Origin of the sequence: Streptomyces sp. ALI-76-A, from assembly GCF_030287445.1 — a bacterium.
GTDB lineage: Bacteria > Actinomycetota > Actinomycetes > Streptomycetales > Streptomycetaceae > Streptomyces.
This window is the reverse complement of the sequence record NZ_JASVWB010000002.1, coordinates 4,038,820-4,055,501: the sequence shown is the minus strand read 5'-3', so window position 1 is coordinate 4,055,501 and position 16,682 is coordinate 4,038,820. Positions and strand designations below refer to the sequence as shown.

The window sequence follows — 16,682 nt, the reverse complement described above, 5'->3', positions numbered from 1 at the left end:
CGAACGACGACCGCCACTCCAAGTGGGTGACACCCGCTTCCCCGGCCGCACCTGTCGGGTGGGCGTGAGGGCGGTGCGAGTCGCACGGTCAGACAGCGGTGGCGGGGCGTGGACTGCCGTGGAAGACCTGGCTGGTGTGCCATGCGCGGTGGGCGGCTGCGACCGGGCGTGCGCCCGGCTGTGGGCCGGTGAGCGGACGGCCGGCGAGCGCTATGACGTGTTCACGGGCGGCGGGGCTGTGGCCGACGAATCGTTGCGAGACCAGGATGCGGTGACCGTCGCCGACCCCGAGGACGCCCTTGTCGAGGAGCTTGTGGTGCAGTGAGCACAGGCAGAGCCCGTTCTCGATGTCGTCGGGTCCGTCGAACGCCCACCACCGCACGTGCGCTGCCTCCAGCCCGACCGGCACCGCGCCGAGCCTGCCGTCGTAACCGCAGAAGGCACACCGGTACTCGTAAGCGGTCAGCACGACCTCCCGCATCCGCCGGTTCCGCTGTCGTCTCACGGTCGAGATCTGCTCGGTCTCCGTCGGCTTGAGCTCCAGGCCGACGGCTTCGCACAGTTCACTGTGGAGTGAGGGTGGGAAGTGCAGGTCGAGCAGCAGCCGCGCGATCCTGCCGAGCAGCGACGGCTCGCGTCGCAACGCTGCCCTCAGATCCGGCGCCAGCTGCCCGGTGGCACCCGTTTCCCGGAGATCCCGCACCCCGGTGCCGGGACTGCCGGGCCCGCGGTCAGTGCGTACTTCCCAGACACCGTCGCTGACCAGGTGGTGGAACGGATAGGCGGGCGTAGTCCTGTTCGGCGGCCCGTACTCGGCCAGCAGTCGCTGGAGGTCTTCTTCCACCGCGGTGTAGCGCAGCCCGCCGTCGGTATCCTCCTGGAACCGGCCGAGGGCGTACAAGAGGAGCAGCGGCTTGTGCGGAGCGCGTGTGCCGCTCCTGGTCCACTGCCTCAGCTGCCTGGTGCGCTGGAGCCAGTCCATGGCCCGTGATCGTAGTGACGTTCTGCCGGATCCGGGGGCGGAGTACGCGTACTGCAAGCGCAGGAGCCCTCCCGTCCGATGGACGGAAGGGCTCTGGCCAGGTGCTTCTCCGTGCCCCGGCAGGATTCGAACCTGCGACACGCGCTTCAGGAGTGGGATCGCGTCCTTGCCCGGTGGTGCCCGGAGCCGCCGCGCGCGGCTGGTTCCCTGGTCGAGACGGCACGGCGAGCCACGTGATCCGGCTCATGCCGCCCCGTAGCGGACCGTCCGCTCACGCATCGCTCACGCGCGCCGGGTTGCTGAGCGGCGCCTGGTCAGACCTGCCCGAGGTCGATCTCCACCGGGAACGGGGCCACTACCTTGAGGACGCCGGTGAACACGTCTCCGTCCCGGTAGGTCTTCGTCGCGGGGTCGAGAACGTAGGTGTATACGAGAGGAACGCCTGTCGCGGCCTGCTCGATCCGCCAGTAGAAGCCGATGCCTGCCTTGGCGTACTGGTCGACCTTCACGATCCGGTCGGTGGTCTCCGAGCCTGGCGACACCACCTCCGCGACCAGCAGCACGTGCTCAGGGCGGGTGGGGGTGATGTCGATCGTGTCTGCGCGGTACACGACGACGTCCGGGCGGCGATTGGTGAGCGGGACGTCCTGAAGCCGGACGTCGAAGTCCGTGTCGGCGTTCCACTCCGGGCCCGCGGCGGCATCCAGGGCGTTCGCCAGAATCCGGGCCAGCCGGTTGTGCCGCTTGGACGCACTCGGAGTCACGACGACCATCCCGTCCACGATCTCGATGCCGACGCACTGCTCCTCGGACCAGGACTCGTACTCCTCCGCCGTGATCTGCTCACGCATCCACGCCGGGGCAACCATCTCGGCCGTCATGAAGACCTCCCGGACACTGTGGTGCGGGGGCCCGATCCCGCTGGATTCAGCGTACTGTCTGCCGTCCGTCCGGCACGCGTGTCCCGCTCGCGCCCCCTCCCCGTCGGCCGCCATCCGACCAGCGCGCCCGCGGCAAGGGTGAGGAACCGGCGCGGTGGCCTCGCCACCAGGGGACAGGGGACTGGAACAGGGCGGCGGCACCCCTGACCCAGTGCGGCAGCCGCCGCGGTACGGCCGACGAGGAGAAAGCCAAGATCACGTCACCGTTGCCCGCCCGCCCGCCCGCCCGCACCGCTCACGCGAACGGCCCCGGACGAGAAGTCCGAGGCCGAGTAGAGCGCCTCCCTGGGGGAGAACCCAGGTCAGCGGCGTAATGCGTTGTGCCCCCGGCAGGATTCGAACCTGCGACACCCGCTTTAGGAGAGCGGTGCTCTATCCCCTGAGCTACGAAGGCAAGGCTGTGCGTCGCCGGGGCGGCGGCGTACGGCGTCAGTGTAGCGGGTGGGGGGTCTGCGGTAGGGGGCGACGCTGGGTGGGGCGGGGGTTGACCTCAAGTTGAGTTGGGGTTTTACGGTCCTGGCATGAATTCCAATCCGCTCAAGATCGGCGTCCTCATCGGCAGCACGCGTGCCGGTCGGTTCGCCGACACAGTCGCTGACTGGTTCGTGTCCGAGGCCGGCCGGCGCGACGACATGGAGATCCATGTCATCGACCTGGCCGAGCCCGCTCTCGTCGAGGAGCTCAAGCTGAGTTTCGAACGGTCCGGGGACCGTCCCGGGGACGTTCCGGGGCTTGCCCAGCGGATCGGGGGTCTCGACGGGTTCGTCGTCGTCACGCCCGAGTACAACCACGGGTACCCGGCCTCCCTGAAGCTGGCCATCGACTACGTCCACGCCGAGTGGCGGGCCAAGCCGGTCGGGTTCGTCTCGTACGGCGGTATGGCCGGTGGGCAGCGGGCCGTGGAGCAGCTGCGGCAGGTCTTCGCCGAGCTGCATGCCGTCACCCTGAGGGACACCGTGGGGTTCCACATGGCCTGGGAGAAGTTCGACGAGCAGGGGCGTCCGCGCGATGAGAGCGGTGCCGCCAAGGCCGCCGACGTGTTGCTCGACCAGCTCGCCTGGTGGGGCCTGACGCTGCGGGAGGGGCGGGCCGCCCGGCCGTACGCGGGGTGAGGGCCGAAGGCTGAGGTGGCAGAGGGCGGCACCCGTATCCCCGACTCGGTTCCGTATCTCTGACTCAGTGCAGCGCCACCCGTACGAACCTTCCCGCCACCCCCAGCTCCTCCTCGATCCGTGCCGCCGTCGCCCTCAGCTCGGGCAGGATCTCGTCGACGCATTCCTCGGGCGTGCGGCGGGCCGCGTGCAGGGCCACGTTGGCCGCGGCGACGACCTTGCCGGTGCGGTCGTGGATCGGGACCGCGATCGAGCGCAGGCCCTCCTCCCACTCCTCGTCGAGGAGGGCGTAGCCCCGCTGTCGTACGTCGTCCAGGACCGGTCTCGGCGGGAGGAGTGACGGGGGAGGGGCGGGTGACGGCGTGTTGCGCTGCGCCAGCAGGACCCGGCCCAGTGACGTCGCCGGGGCCGGCAGGCGGGTGCCGACCGTGATGTCGACGCTCATCACGCGGTGCGCGGCCGCCCGGGCGGTGTACTGGATCTCCTCGCCCGTCGGGGACAGGACCGCCAGCGACGCCGACTCGTGGAGCCGGGCGGCGAGGTCCGCCAGGTGCGGGTCGGCGATGCGGGGAAGGGAGGTGCGGGACAGGGGCGGGAAGCCGAGGGACAGGACGCCGGAGGTGAGTGCGAACGTGCGGTGCGGGCCGGGGGTCACCAGGCCCAGGTACTGGTACGTGATCAGCGCCCGGCGTGCGGTCGCGCGGGCCAGGCCCGTCGCCTTCGCGACCTCCGTCAGGGTCAGCGCGGGCCTGCCCTCGCCGAACGCCGTCAGTACGGTCAGCCCGCGGGCCAGCGACTCGACGAACTCCCGGCCCAGTTCCTGCTTCGACGCCCCGGTCCAGGCCGCCAGTCCAGACGGGGCCACCGCCTCCGGCTCGCCCGGCCCTCCTGGCCGTGCCCCTGGTCCCCTTGCGGGTCCTGTCGCCGGTCCCGCCTCCCGCAGCGCGCGCTCCATGTCCGTGACCGCCGCGCGCAGCCGGGGGAGCAGTGCGTCGCGCAGGTGTGTCGCGGAGTGCCGGCTGGTGTGGCTCACCACGCTCGCCACGCAGGCGATCCGGCCGCTACGGGGATCTCGTACGGGTACGGAGACGGCGACCAGGCCCGGTTCGATCAACTGGTCGTCCAGCGCGCAGCCGTCCTGCCGTGCCCGCGCGGCACGCTCTTCGAAGTCCCGGTCGGAGGCGGTGTGTTCGCGCGGCGGTACGGCCGGGAAGCCGCGGTCCTCCGGGTCCGCCGCCCGGCGCGCGCGCCACGCCCGCCACTCCTCGTCCGTCCACTCCGATGCCAACAGCGGGCCAGGAGCGGTGCGTTCGGCCGGGAGCAGGTCGCCGATGCGGAAGCTGAGGGACATGGCACGGCGGCGGGTGGCCTGGTGGATGAAGCGGATGCCGTCCCGGTCGCCGACCGCCAGCGAGACCGACTCGTCGAGCTCGTCGGCGAGCGCGTCCGCGCGGGCGTCCAGGAGGGCGGGCAGGCGCAGGGCGGCCAGGTAGGCGTTGCCCAGTTCCATCAGGCGGGGGGCGAGGACGACGTCCCGGCCGTCGAGGCGGACGTATCCCATGCGGACGAGGGTGGAGGTGATCCGGTCCACCGTGGACCGGGCGAGACCGGTGGCACGTTCGAGCCCGCTCGGGCTCGACCGCCCGCCGGCCTCGGTCAGCTGCCGCAGCACACCGACACCCCGGATCAACGGCGTGACCGCCTCGGCCGGTACCTCGGCCCGCTCGCGGGGCGACACGCCGAGCCCCGGTGCACCGGCCGCCGACGCGCTGATCGCGGCTGCGCCGACCGCGGGTGCGTCGATCGCGGGCGCGCGGGCCGTCGGTGCGCCGCGCACCGGTGAGTCGGGCGTCCGGGCGCCGGCTGTCTCGTTCGAGGGGGTCTCAGCGGGCATCGGCTCTCCGGTGGGGCGGTTGCGGCAGCCCTACCGTAAGCCGGGAGCAGTTCCCCACCTCGCCGTGCCCCGGCAATCAGCCATTTCCGGAGGCGGGGCCGACGGCGCGCCCCCTTCCCCTCACCCCCGAGTCACCACCACCCGGTAATTCCCGGCGAGATCCGCCCCCGTCACCGCGATGCGTACGTCCTTCCGTGTGTCCCGGAAGTCCTCGCCGGGGGCGAACGGCGCGTCGGAGAGTTCGGCGTGGACGTTCGGGGAGCGGGTGCAGCCCCCGCTGTCGCGGTGGGAGTCGTACACCGTGACCGGGCCCTGGCCGGTGTCCACGTCCGCGTCGATCCTGTAGATCAGGACGCCCGGGCGGCACACGGCTTCGTCGTTGCCGTCGCGGGTACGCAACTCGACGGCGTAGCCGGTCCGCCGGTCGACCGGGACGACGATCAGCTTCGAACCGCCCGCCCGGGCCAGCGGCGTCAGCGTGTGCTCCGTCGTCCCCGGCGCCGTCACACAGTGCACCTGGCCCGCGTCCAGCCAGCCGAGCTTCCACTTGTGCCAGCCCAGCAGGTCGTTGTTGGCTCCCCAGTCCTCACTCATGATGTCCCAGTGGCCGACCGCGCCGCCGCCCTCCTGGGTGTACAGGTCGGGCAGGCCGAAGACGTGGCCGTTCTCGTGCGGGAGGACGCGGTAGCCGGTCCTGTCGTAGGAGCCGGAGCCGTCGTCCTGGCGGGAGTAGACGAAGGAGGCGTTCGCGACGGGGACACCGTCGGCGACCGGCGCCTCGGTGTTGCCGGCGAAGGTGACGGACAGGACCGTGTCCAGGGCCGACGGGCCGGCGTTCGGCGTCACCAGCACGTTCAGGAAGTCGTACGACCGGAAGTCCACCCGGGGATCGGCCGCGGTCACGAGGTCCTGGACCAGCTGGCGGTAGCCGGGGTCGAAGGGGGCGCCGCGTTCTATGCCGTAGGCGCTGAACGGCTGGGGCATCCGCAGCCAGTCCGGAACGGGGGTCTCGGGGCGGTAGTCGAGACGGCCGTAGGAGCTGGTGCGGAACCACTCCTGGGTCCGCGGGAAGAACTCGCGGAAGCGGTCGAGGGCGCTGCCCTGGCCGGGGGCGTCGGAGAAGTCGACCATCAGGGTGAGGGCCCGGACGGTGCCGGTGGAGCGGGAGTAGCCGCCGGGGGTGGGCAGGCCCTCCGACATCTGGACGGCGGGGCCGCCGCTGATCATGCAGGGGCCGTGGGCGGGGGAGTGGGCGAGGGCGACCGGGCCGGCTCCGGCCGTGGTGGGGGCCGGGGGGAGGTGTCCGGTGCCGGCGGTGGTGCTGACCGCGAGGGTCAGCGCGGTCACGGACGCCAGGGCGGCCACGCGGCGCGGGCGTATCCGGCGGCGGAGCCGGCGCGGTTCCGGGGAGGCGCCCGCCCCTTCCCGGAGTTTCCCGGACTGCGGCTGCATGATGGCCCCTTCGGTCGGCCCCTTCGGTCAGCGGCGGCCGCAGGCTTGAAGGCTGCGCCCTTTCGATCACCCTGTGACGAGGGATTCGCGGGCGCGCGCCGGGAGAGGCCGAACGTGGGTTTCCCCGACAGGGGCATGTGACTCAGGTCACATGGAAACATCCGCCGGGTGGGAAATAACCGGGGACCACTTCCCCGTTTAGCCATGTGTCCGAGCGAAACGGGGAGCCTTTCCCCGGATCGCGAACCATCGCCTCACCGATCGCCCGACGAACGTCGGGCCCACCGCCTGACTCATCGCCACCACCAGCCTCAGGAGGGCACCGTGCAGACCGCGACCCCCGTGCAGCGCAAGGCGCCCCGGCCGCGTGCCGACGCCCTGCGCAACCGGGAGCGGATCGTCGCCGCCGCCCGGGAGATGTTCACCGAGTTCGGCCCCGACGTGCCGCTCGACGAGATCGCCCGACGGGCCGGTGTCGGCAACGCCACGGTGTACCGGAACTTCCCGGACCGGGACGCCCTGGTCAGGGAGGTCGTGTGTTCGGTCATGGACCGGACCTCCGAGGCGGCCGAGCAGGCGCTCGCGGAGAGCGGCGACGCCTTCGCGGCGCTGGAGCGCTTCGTGCACGTCGCCGCCGACGAGCGGGTCAGCGCGCTGTGCCCGATGGTGATCAGCACCTTCGACCAGCACCACCCCGACCTGGTGGCGGCGCGCGAGCGGATCGAGCAGCTCATCGACGAGCTCATGGACCACGCCAAGGCGGCCGGGCAGCTCCGCACCGACGTGGGCGTCGGTGACCTGATGGTCACCGTCGCCCAGCTCAGCCGGCCCCCGGCGGGGACCGGGTGCGTCAGCGCCGACCGTTTCGTACACCGTCATCTCCAGCTGTTCCTGGACGGACTGCGGGCCCCGGCCCGCTCCGTCCTGCCGGGCACGGCCGTGACCATGGAGGACCTGCGGCAGGCCTGACCGATCAGTTCAGCGCTCCACATCAGTCATCACACGGCAGTCACGACCCAGCAGGCACCACACCACAGGCACCACAGCACAGTCACCACTCCCGGAGCCGGTCGCCCCACCGACTGGTCCGCACCGACCAGGCCCACCGACCAGGCCCCCCACACACTTCGGCCGTCGTCGTCGCCGTAGCCGTCGACGAGCCGTTCCTTTTCCGCACCCTTTGACAAGACCTTTACGCCATTACGTCCCGTTTTTCCGTCACGAAGTCCCGAAGTGGGTACATCCATGTCTGAAACAGCACATGCCAATCGCTGGAAGGCGCTGACGTTCATCGCGCTCGCCCAGCTGATGGTCGTCCTGGACGCGACCATCGTGAACATCGCGCTGCCGTCGGCCCAGCAGGACCTGGGCATATCCGACGGCAACCGCCAGTGGGTCATCACGGCCTACGCCCTTGCCTTCGGTGGGCTGCTGCTCTTCGGCGGACGCATCGCCGACCTGTGGGGCCGCAAGCGCACCTTCGTCGCCGGTCTCGTCGGCTTCGCCGGTGCCTCCGCGCTCGGTGGCGCGGCCACCAACGAGGCCATGATGCTCGGCGCCCGCGCCCTCCAGGGTGCGTTCGGCGCGCTGCTCGCGCCCGCCGCGCTCTCGCTGCTCGCCGTGATGTTCACGGAGCCCAAGGAGCGCGCCAAGGCGTTCGGCATCTACGGTGCGATCGCCGGTGGCGGCGGCGCCGTGGGCTTCATCCTCGGCGGCCTGCTCACCGAGTACCTCGACTGGCGCTGGACGTTCTTCGTCAACATCCCGTTCGCGGTCGTCGCGGCCGCGGGCGCGTACTTCGTCATCCGTGAGCCGGCCGGCGGCCGCAACCGTTCGCCGCTCGACATCCCCGGCGTCGTCCTGTCCATCCTCGGTCTGGTCACGCTGGTCTACGCCTTCACCCGCGCCGAGTCCGACGGCTGGGGCGACTCCACGACCATCGGCCTGTTCGTCGCGTCGGTCGTGCTGCTCGCCGCGTTCGTCCTCGTCGAGTCCAAGGTCAAGGCCCCGCTGCTGCCGCTGCGCGTCATCACCGAGCGCAACCGCGGAGGCGTCTACCTCTCCCTCGGCCTCGCGATCATCGCGATGTTCGGCCTGTTCCTCTTCCTGACCTACTACCTGCAACTCGTGCTGGGCTACTCGCCGGTCAAGACCGGCCTCGCCTTCCTGCCGATGATCGGCGGCATGATGGTGGGCTCCACGCAGATCGGCACCCGTCTGATGACCCGGGTCCCGCCGCGCCTGCTGATGGCTCCGGGCTTCCTGGTCGCCGCGGTCGGCATGCTCTTCCTCACCCAGCTGGAGATCGGCACCTCGTACGCCGGCGTGATCCTGCCGGGGATGGTGCTGCTCGGCCTCGGCATGGGTACGGCGTTCATGCCCGCCATGTCCCTGTCCACGCACGGTGTCGAGGCGCGTGACTCCGGTGTCGCCTCCGCGATGGTCAACACCTCGCAGCAGGTGGGCGGCGCGATCGGTACGGCCCTGCTGAACACGATCGCCGCCTCGGCGACGACCGCGTACATCAAGGACCACATCGGCGGCGCCGGTTCCCAGGCCCAGCAGCAGCTGGTCCAGCTGGAGGGCCAGGTGCACGGGTACACCAACGCGATCTGGTTCGCGGTCGGCATCCTGGTCCTCGCCGCGGTGATCGCCGCCACCTTCATCAACACCGGCCGCCCGGAAACCGGCGCGGTGACCGGTTCCGGTGACGGTGCCGAGGACGAGCTGCGCGTGCCGGTGATCGCGCACTGACGACGGCGACCGTCCGGTCGTATCCCTTCGGGCCATCGGTACGTACGGGGAGGGGACGCCCCGTACGTACGTCCCACCGGGCCTGCCCCGGCTGCCCGGCCGCGCTCCGCGGTCAGCGCAGCCAGGGCAGGTCCGCACCCGCTTCGTTCGGCTGGAGTCCCTCGGCGACGATCTCCATGATCTCGCCGAGGGACTTCTGCTGTTCCGGCGTGAGCCGGTCGAACACCGCGTTGCGGACGGCGGACACGTGGCCCGGCGCGGCCTGCCGGAGCACCTCCAGGCCCTGCTCGGTGAGCACCGCGAACTGGCCCCGCTTGTCGGAGGGGCAGTCCTCGCGGCGCACCCAGCCGTTCTTCTCCAGACGGGCGACGGCGTGCGAGAGGCGGGAACGGGTGATCTTCGCGTGCATGGCGAGCTCGGTCATGCGCAGCCGCCGCTGCGGGGACTCGGCGAGCTTGACGAGCAGGCCGTAGTAGATGTGCGGCATCCCGGCGTCGCGTTGGAGCTGACGGTCCATGTGGTCTTCGAGGAGGGTCGTGGCGTGCAGGTAGGAACGCCAGACGCGCTGCTCCTCGTAGGTGAGCCAGCGGGGGTCCTCAGCGTGCGCGGATGCGGATGCCGTGTTCATGTATTCCACTGTACGAGAAGTCTCCTTGAACATTAAACAAGTGCGGCCTACACTCAGAGGGCAATCGCTTGAGGATTCAAGCGCATGTCTTTCCGGAGGGAGTCGTCGCCATGTCCGCCGCCACCGAGGAGCGCATGCCGGCCCTCTACCTCAGCCACGGCGCCCCGCCGCTCGCGGACGACCCGGTCTGGCCCGGCGAACTCGCCGCCTGGTCGGCCGGTCTGCCGCGCCCCAAGGCGATCCTCATGGTCTCCGCCCACTGGGAGGAGGCCCCGCTCGCCCTCGGCGCCACCGAGACGGTCCCCCTCGTCTACGACTTCTGGGGCTTCCCCGAGCACTACTACCAGGTGCGGTACGAGGCGCCCGGCGCCCCCGGCCTCGCCGCGTCCGTGCGGAAGCTGCTGCGGGCACCCGGCATCCCGGTGCAGGACATCCCGGACCGCGGTCTCGACCACGGCGCCTACGTCCCGCTGGTCGAGATGTTCCCCGAGGCCGACATCCCGGTCCTGCAGATCTCCATGCCGACCCTCGACCCGGTGCGCCTGATGGAGATCGGCCGCAAGCTCGCGCCCCTGCGCGACGAGGGTGTGCTGATCGTCGGCTCCGGTTTCTTCACCCACAACCTGGCCGCGCTGCGGCACACCGGCCCGGGAGTGCCGACCTGGTCCTCGGAGTTCGACGACTGGGGCCGCCGGGCACTGGAGTCGCGCGACTGGGACGCCCTGCTGGACTTCCTCCACAAGGCTCCGGCCGGCCGCTACGCCCACCCGCGCACCGAGCACTTCGCCCCGCTGTTCGTGACCATGGGCGCGGCGGAGGCGGGCGGCGAGCTGGACGCCCAGAAGTCCGTCATCGACGGCTTCTGGCTCGGGATGGCGAAGCGGTCGGTGCAGTTCGGCTGAGACGGGCGGGCGGGACCTGCGCCCACCGCGGTCCCCGGTCTCACGCCGCCCCGGCCGGCGGCTCCCCGAGCCGTCAGAGGTCCTTCTCGTACCAGGCCACGTCCCAGTAGCGGCCGAACTTCCGGCCCACTTCCCGGTACGTGCCGACGTACCGGAACCCGAAACGCGCGTGCAGGCGGGTGGACGCCTCGTTGGGCTGGGCGATGCCCGCGTAGGCACGGTGCACGTCCTCACCGGACAGCGCCTCGAAGAGGGCTTCGTAGAGCAGTGTGCCGATGCCCAGGCCGCCCGCCTCCGGGGCGAGGTAGACGGTGACCTCCACGGAGGTCGAGTACGCGGGCTTCGCGCGATAAGGGCTGGATGTGGCGTAGCCCAGAATCTCCTGTGTGTCCGCCCGCACGGCAACCTTCAGGCGGTACGGGCCGTCTTCAGGGTGGGAGAGCAGCCAGGGGCGACGCTCCTGCGGAGTGAACGCCACGGTGTCGAACGTGATGGGCGTCTCACGCACGTAGTGGTTGTAGATGTCGGTGAGAGCTGTGAGATCGCTCTCGGCTCCCGCCCTGACCTGCACCTCTGTACGTCCTGGCAGCACCATGCCTCCCCCCGTGGCCGGACAGGGTACTGCATGATCAGAAAAATAGAGGGGTGGGTTGGGAATTCTGTCCGGATTCCAGTCGTTGTTTCCTTCGGAAGCAGGGCACCCGAGGAGAGTGCCCAGCGTCTACAGGACCACCCGCTGACCTCACCATCGCAAGGGAGCACGCATGGCAACCCGTGCCGTCGCCCGTCGTCAGTCCGCCACCGGCGGGACCGACGCGGCAAGCAGTGTTCGCACCCATGGCGGCGAGATCGCCGACCGCGACCTGGTCGGCATGTACCTCGACGAGATCGCGCGTACGCCGCTGCTCGACGCCGCCAAGGAGGTCGAGCTGTCCCAGATCATCGAGGCGGGTGTGTTCGCGCGACAGATCCTCGACGGATTCGAGGAGTCCCCGGCGGACGCCTCCCGTGAGGAGCTGGAGGCTCTCGTCGACGAGAGCGAGCGCGCCAAGGACGTCTTCATCCGCTCCAACCTCCGGCTGGTCGTCGCCGTGGCCCGCCGCTACCCCCGCAGCGGCCTCCCGCTCCTGGACCTCATCCAGGAGGGCAACGCCGGCCTGGTGCGCGCGGTCGAGAAGTTCGACTACCGCAAGGGCTTCAAGTTCTCGACGTACGCGACCTGGTGGATCCGTCAGGCCATCACCCGCTCCATAGCGGACCAGTCGCGCACCATCCGGCTGCCCGTCCACCTGGTGGAGGAGCTGGGCCGGATCCGGCGCGTGCAGCGCGAGTTCAACCGCGAGCACGGCCGCGACCCGGAGCCCGCGGAGATCGCCGCCGAGCTCGACTCCAACCCGGACCGCGTGACGGACGTCCTGGACTGGGCCCGCGACCCGGTCTCGCTCAACATGCCGGTGGACGACGCGGGTGAGACCCAGTTCGGCGACCTCCTGGAGGACGCGTCGGCGGTCTCCCCGGAGCAGTCCGTCATGACCCTGCTGCGCAGCGAGGAGCTCGACGACCTCATCGGCCGCCTCGACCAGCGCACGGCGTCCATCATCAAGATGCGGTACGGCATCGAGGACGGCCGGGAGCGCACGCTCACCGAGGTCGGCAAGGAGCACGGCCTCACGCGCGAACGCATCCGCCAGATCGAGAAGCACGCCCTGCTGGAACTGAAGAAGCTGGCGCGGGACACGGGGTTCGACGCGGCGGCGTGAGCCGAGCCGACGCCCGGCGCGAGCCGGGTTCCGTCCGAGCGGGCGCCTGTCCGGGCGCCGACGGCCGTCGGCGCCGGTGCCGGTGAGAGCCGGTGCGGCGGTGGCCGTCGGTGCGCGCATGGAGGCTCGGGCGGCTCCGTGCGCGCCGGGCGGCGTGCGACCGGCGTCGCCGCGGCCCCGGCCGCGTACGCCGGGTGGCGAAAGACAGCGCAAACATGGCGATGTAACGCCGCTTCAACCGGCTGGGCCCGGGAACAAGACTTCAGGGTCCATGCGTTCGAACCCCGGACCGGGTTCCCACCGGCACCCCGGTCCCACCGAGCCCCCCGAGCCACGTCCCGTCGCACTCCCCCCGGCGCCGGGACGCTCCCCGAGCCGGACTCCGGCGCCCCTCCCCCCGGGCGCCGGAGTCCGGCTCTCTTTTCCGCCCGGTGGGTCACACGCCTTGGCTTACCGCCCGGTGGTCACACGCCTTGGCTTTCAGCCCGGTGGGTCACACGTCTTGGTTGTCCGCCCGGTGGTCACACGCCTTGGCTTTCAGCCCGGTGTGTCACACGTCTTGGCCCGCGTGGGCCCGATCCGTTCCCCGTTCCCGTTCCGGGCAGGCCGGAGTGGCGGGACACCCCGTACCTGAACTCCGGGGTGGCCCGCCGGATGGCAGATTGTGCCACATGGGCATAGCCTGCCCGACGTGAGCAGCCCCACCCAGCCGTCCCCTCCGGCGTCCCCTCTCTCCCTCATGGAACGGCGCAAGGCCGAGACCCGGATGGAGATCGCCCGTGCGGCGGCCCGGCTTTTCGTGCAGCACGGCCTGCGGGCCACTCGTGCGGAGGACATCGCCCAGGCCGCCGGCGTCGCGCCCCGCACCTTCTACCGCTACTTCGCCACCAAGGAGGAGGCCGTCACCCCGCTCTACGCGGCGGGCGCCGACCTCTGGGCCGAGGCCGTCCGCACCGCCCCGCCCGGTCTGCCCGTGCCCCAGGCGCTGGAACACGCCGTCCGCCGCACCCTCGTCCCGGGCGCCGACGTCTCCACGGCGTCCTGGGAATGGGTCCGCACCCTCATCCGCCTGACGGAGACCAGCCCCGCCCTGCGGAAGGTGTGGGCGGAGGTGTGCCACACCGGGGAGCGGACGCTGGCGGAGGTGCTGACGGCACGTCGGCGGTTGACGCTGAGTGACGACAACGTTGCCGAGCGTCCTCCGGTGGCCGTCTCCTCCGAACTCCGGTTCGCGGCGGCGGTGGCGAGCGCCGCGGTCCGCACGGCGGTCGAGGCCTGGGTGGCGAGCGACGCCCCGGCCGTCGGACCCGGGGGGCCGGCGGAGCTGGCGCTGCGGAATCTGGCGGCGGTGGGGGAGTTCCCTTGGGGGCGGGCGGATGCGGGGTGACGTGCCGCTGGCGTGCGGGCGGATGCGGGGTGACGTGCCGCTGACGTGCGGGCGGGCGCGCCGGGTGCCGCTGCCTGCGGGCAGGCGGGTCAGGGCGGGCCAGGTCGGGTCAAGGCGGGTCGGTGGAACTCCCCGCCACCCCGGCCCGCTATCCCGCCCCACCGCCCCCCGGCTCCCCTTCCCCACCCCCGGCGCGAACCAGCCGCCCGCCCAACTCCCGTACACACTGGGCCAGTTCCTCCGGCTCCTGGACGGTGAAGTCGAATCCGAGCAGTGCCAGTCGCACCGCCAGCCACTCCATCGTGTCCCCCACGGCCCCGCGCAACCGGCACCGTCCGTCGCCGATCGCCTCCGGAACCCCGAGCCACCCCGGCACCCGCGCGGCCACCGCCTCGGCCGCCGCGTCGAACGTCACCGTGAATGCGTACGACTCCTGCCGCTGGTACATCGAGCGCCGCAGATACTCCGCCGCGCTGCCCGTCGGCAGCTCCCGCGGAGCGAACCGCGTGCCGGTGGCGAACGGGGAGTCCACCCGGTCGACGCGGAACGTGCGCCAGTCGCCGCGGTCGAGGTCGTACGCGACGAGGTACCACCGCCGCCCGGTCGACACCAGCCGGTACGGCTCGACCACCCGCCGTGACTCGGCGCCGTCCTTCGCCCGGTAGGCGAACCGCAACCGCTCCCGCCCGGCGACCGTGGAGGCCATCACGGTCAGCGTCTCGGGCGCGATGCTCGCCCCGTCCCCGCTGGTCAGCGGAGTCGTCGCGGCCTGGAGTGTGGCGACGCGGTGCCGCAGCCGGGACGGCAGCACCTGCTCCAGCTTGGCCAGGGCCCGTACGGACGCCTCGTCGACGCCCTCCAGCGCGTGCCCGGCGCCCGCCCGCAGTCCGACCGCGATCGCCACCGCCTCCTCGTCGTCGAGCACGAGCGGCGGCATCGCCTTGCCCGCGACCAGCCGGTAACCGCCGTCCGCCCCCTTGCTGGCCTGCACCGGATATCCCAGCTCCCGCAGCCGGTCGATGTCCCGCCGGACCGTACGGCGGGAGACCCCGAGCCGCTCGGAGAGTTCGCCGCCGGGCCATTCGCGAGGCGTCTGGAGGAGGGACAGGAGCTGAAGGAGCCGTGCCGGAGTGTCCGTCGTCATGAGTTCGAGGATGCCGCACAAGTAGGACACGATCTGACCTAGTGCGGCCATAGCGTATGGGACATGACCTCCACCGAGACCACGTCACCGGGTGCCCAGCCCGCCGCGGGTGACCGCCGCCGCTGGCTCGCCCTCGCCATCGTGATGACCGCGGCCTTCATGGACCTTGTCGACGTCACGATCGTCAACATCGCCATCCCGTCGATCCAGGGGGAGGCCGGCGCCTCCGACAGCCAGATCCAGTGGATAACGGCGGGATACGCGCTCGCGTTCGCCGCCGGCCTGATCACCGGCGGGCGGCTCGGCGACATCCACGGCCGCAAGCGGGTGTTCCTGGTCGGCATCGGCGGCTTCACCCTCGCCTCCGCGCTGTGCGGCTTCGCCGTGAACCCGGAGATGCTGGTCGCCTCCCGGATCCTCCAGGGCGGCATGGCGGCGCTGATGGTGCCGCAGGTCCTGTCGATCGTGCACGCCACCTTCCCGGCGCACGAGCGGGGCAAGGTGTTCGGTCTCTTCGGGGCGATCGTGGGGCTGGGGGCCGTCTCGGGTCCGCTGCTCGGCGCGCTGCTGACCGAGTGGAACCTGTTCGGCCTCGAATGGCGGCCCATCTTCCTGATCAACCTGCCGGTCGGCATCGCGGGCCTGATCCTCGGCCGCCGTTTCATCACCGAGTCCAAGGCGCCGAAGGCGCTGAAGCTGGACCTCGTCGGCGTCGCCCTCGTCACCCTCGGCATGCTGATGCTGGTCTACCCGCTCACCCGAGGCCGTGAGCTGGACTGGCCGCTGTGGGGCCACCTCTCGATGGCCGGCTCGCTCGTCGTGTTCGGCGCGCTGGTGGCGTACGAGAGGCGCAAGACGGCGCGCGACGGCTCTCCGCTGATCGAGCTGTCCCTGTTCAAGGTGAAGAGCTTCGCCGCCGGCATCGCGGTGCAGACCGTCTTCGGCATCGGGCTCGGCGTCTTCTTCCTGGTGTGGACGCTCTACATGCAGATCGGCCTGGGCTGGAGCCCGCTGCGGGCCGGGCTGACCGGCGTGCCGTTCTCGATCGCCGTCTCCACGGCGGCCGGACTGTCGGTGCAGAAGCTGGTCCCGCGCTTCGGCCGCAAGGTGCTCCAGGCGGGCGCGCTGGCGATGGCGGCGGGCGTCGCGCTGTACATCTGGGAGTCCGAGCGTTACGGCCTGGGCATCGCCTCCTGGCAGATGGCACTCCCGCTGGTCGTGATGGGCGTGGGAATGGGCCTGATCGTCGCCCCGCTGACGGACGCGATCCTGTCGGAGGTCCCGCGCGAGCACTCGGGTTCGGCGTCGGGACTCCTCAACACCGTGCAGCAGATGGGGTACGCGCTGGGGCTCGGCCTGGTGTCGGTGGTCTTCTACGGCGAGATCGGCGACGACCTGCTGCCGCCCGAGCTGGGCCCGGCCTTCGTGGACGCCTTCCAGAACGCGCTGGGCTGGGTGGCCGTCGTGATGGGCGCCATCTTCCTGCTGATGTTCGCCCTGCCGAAGCGGCCGGCCCAGCATGTGGAGGGGGCCGGGCCGGAGGCCGGAGCGGAGGCGGAGAAGGAGCCCGCGCTCGTGTCCTAGCCGAGGCCGCTGTGCGGCGCGTCACGACCATGAGGGCCCGGCACCGGTGGTGCCGGGCCCTCCATGTGTGCTCGGCACCCACAGGTGGCGGGCCGTCTGTGTGCGCTCGGCACCCACAGGTGGCGGGCCGTCTGTGGGCCCT

Annotated in this window: 14 protein-coding genes and 2 tRNA genes; 7 read left to right on the top strand and 9 right to left on the bottom strand. The window is 71.4% G+C overall.

The window, feature by feature from the left end:
* Positions 1-88 precede the first annotated feature (88 nt).
* The 4 genes from QQS16_RS18935 to QQS16_RS18920 form a co-directional block, all read right to left on the bottom strand.
* On the bottom strand, positions 89-982 hold the full coding sequence (locus tag QQS16_RS18935; protein WP_286063015.1) for a phosphorothioated DNA-binding restriction endonuclease: 894 nt from the start codon (positions 980-982) through the stop codon (positions 89-91).
* Positions 983-1,094: 112 nt separating this feature from the next.
* Positions 1,095-1,162: transfer RNA gene (locus QQS16_RS18930), tRNA-OTHER, on the bottom strand.
* Positions 1,163-1,296: 134 nt separating this feature from the next.
* Positions 1,297-1,863, bottom strand: coding sequence for a Uma2 family endonuclease (locus tag QQS16_RS18925; protein ID WP_286063014.1), 567 nt, complete (start codon positions 1,861-1,863; stop codon positions 1,297-1,299).
* 381 nt (positions 1,864-2,244) lie between these two features.
* Positions 2,245-2,317 (bottom strand) — tRNA-Arg (locus tag QQS16_RS18920).
* Positions 2,318-2,444: 127 nt separating this feature from the next.
* Here QQS16_RS18920 and QQS16_RS18915 point away from each other — a divergent pair.
* Entirely contained in the window at positions 2,445-3,035 is a 591-nt protein-coding gene (locus QQS16_RS18915; RefSeq protein ID WP_286063013.1) for an NADPH-dependent FMN reductase, read from the top strand.
* 64 nt (positions 3,036-3,099) lie between these two features.
* Here QQS16_RS18915 and QQS16_RS18910 read toward each other — a convergent pair whose 3' ends face one another.
* The gene (locus QQS16_RS18910; protein WP_286063012.1) at positions 3,100-4,929 is read right to left on the bottom strand and encodes an IclR family transcriptional regulator domain-containing protein; all 1,830 of its coding nucleotides are present in this window, start codon (positions 4,927-4,929) and stop codon (positions 3,100-3,102) included.
* A 120-nt stretch (positions 4,930-5,049) separates the two neighbouring features.
* Positions 5,050-6,294, bottom strand: coding sequence for a M6 family metalloprotease domain-containing protein (locus tag QQS16_RS18905; protein ID WP_353479729.1), 1,245 nt, complete (start codon positions 6,292-6,294; stop codon positions 5,050-5,052).
* Between the two features lie 411 nt (positions 6,295-6,705).
* Here QQS16_RS18905 and QQS16_RS18900 point away from each other — a divergent pair, with 411 nt between their 5' ends.
* Together QQS16_RS18900 and QQS16_RS18895 are read left to right on the top strand one after the other, a co-directional pair.
* The gene (locus QQS16_RS18900) at positions 6,706-7,350 is read left to right on the top strand and encodes a TetR/AcrR family transcriptional regulator (protein WP_286063010.1); all 645 of its coding nucleotides are present in this window, start codon (positions 6,706-6,708) and stop codon (positions 7,348-7,350) included.
* A 276-nt stretch (positions 7,351-7,626) separates the two neighbouring features.
* Positions 7,627-9,135, top strand: a complete 1,509-nt coding sequence (locus tag QQS16_RS18895) for an MFS transporter (RefSeq protein WP_286063009.1) — start codon at positions 7,627-7,629, stop codon at positions 9,133-9,135.
* A gap of 112 nt (positions 9,136-9,247) precedes the next feature.
* Here QQS16_RS18895 and QQS16_RS18890 read toward each other — a convergent pair whose 3' ends face one another.
* Positions 9,248-9,763 (bottom strand): MarR family winged helix-turn-helix transcriptional regulator, encoded by a 516-nt coding sequence (locus QQS16_RS18890; protein WP_286063008.1) that lies wholly within the window; start codon positions 9,761-9,763, stop codon positions 9,248-9,250.
* Between the two features lie 110 nt (positions 9,764-9,873).
* Here QQS16_RS18890 and QQS16_RS18885 point away from each other — a divergent pair, with 110 nt between their 5' ends.
* Entirely contained in the window at positions 9,874-10,665 is a 792-nt protein-coding gene (locus QQS16_RS18885) for a dioxygenase family protein (protein WP_286063007.1), read from the top strand.
* A gap of 73 nt (positions 10,666-10,738) precedes the next feature.
* Here the strand turns inward: QQS16_RS18885 and QQS16_RS18880 are convergent, their stop codons facing one another.
* A complete protein-coding gene (locus QQS16_RS18880) occupies positions 10,739-11,254 on the bottom strand; it encodes a GNAT family N-acetyltransferase (protein ID WP_286066378.1) in 516 nt (171 codons plus the stop codon).
* Positions 11,255-11,429: 175 nt separating this feature from the next.
* Here QQS16_RS18880 and QQS16_RS18875 point away from each other — a divergent pair, with 175 nt between their 5' ends.
* Entirely contained in the window at positions 11,430-12,425 is a 996-nt protein-coding gene (locus QQS16_RS18875; RefSeq protein ID WP_286063006.1) for a sigma-70 family RNA polymerase sigma factor, read from the top strand.
* Positions 12,426-13,164: 739 nt separating this feature from the next.
* Positions 13,165-13,812: a TetR/AcrR family transcriptional regulator gene (locus QQS16_RS18870; protein WP_286066377.1), complete on the top strand. Its 648-nt coding sequence runs from the start codon at positions 13,165-13,167 to the stop codon at positions 13,810-13,812.
* Between the two features lie 148 nt (positions 13,813-13,960).
* Here the strand turns inward: QQS16_RS18870 and QQS16_RS18865 are convergent, their stop codons facing one another.
* Positions 13,961-14,956 (bottom strand): helix-turn-helix transcriptional regulator, encoded by a 996-nt coding sequence (locus QQS16_RS18865; protein ID WP_286063005.1) that lies wholly within the window; start codon positions 14,954-14,956, stop codon positions 13,961-13,963.
* Between the two features lie 63 nt (positions 14,957-15,019).
* On the opposite strand from QQS16_RS18865, the gene QQS16_RS18860 reads away from it, so the two are divergent.
* Positions 15,020-16,540, top strand: coding sequence for an MFS transporter (locus QQS16_RS18860; protein ID WP_286063004.1), 1,521 nt, complete (start codon positions 15,020-15,022; stop codon positions 16,538-16,540).
* The last annotated feature ends 142 nt before the right edge of the window (positions 16,541-16,682 follow it).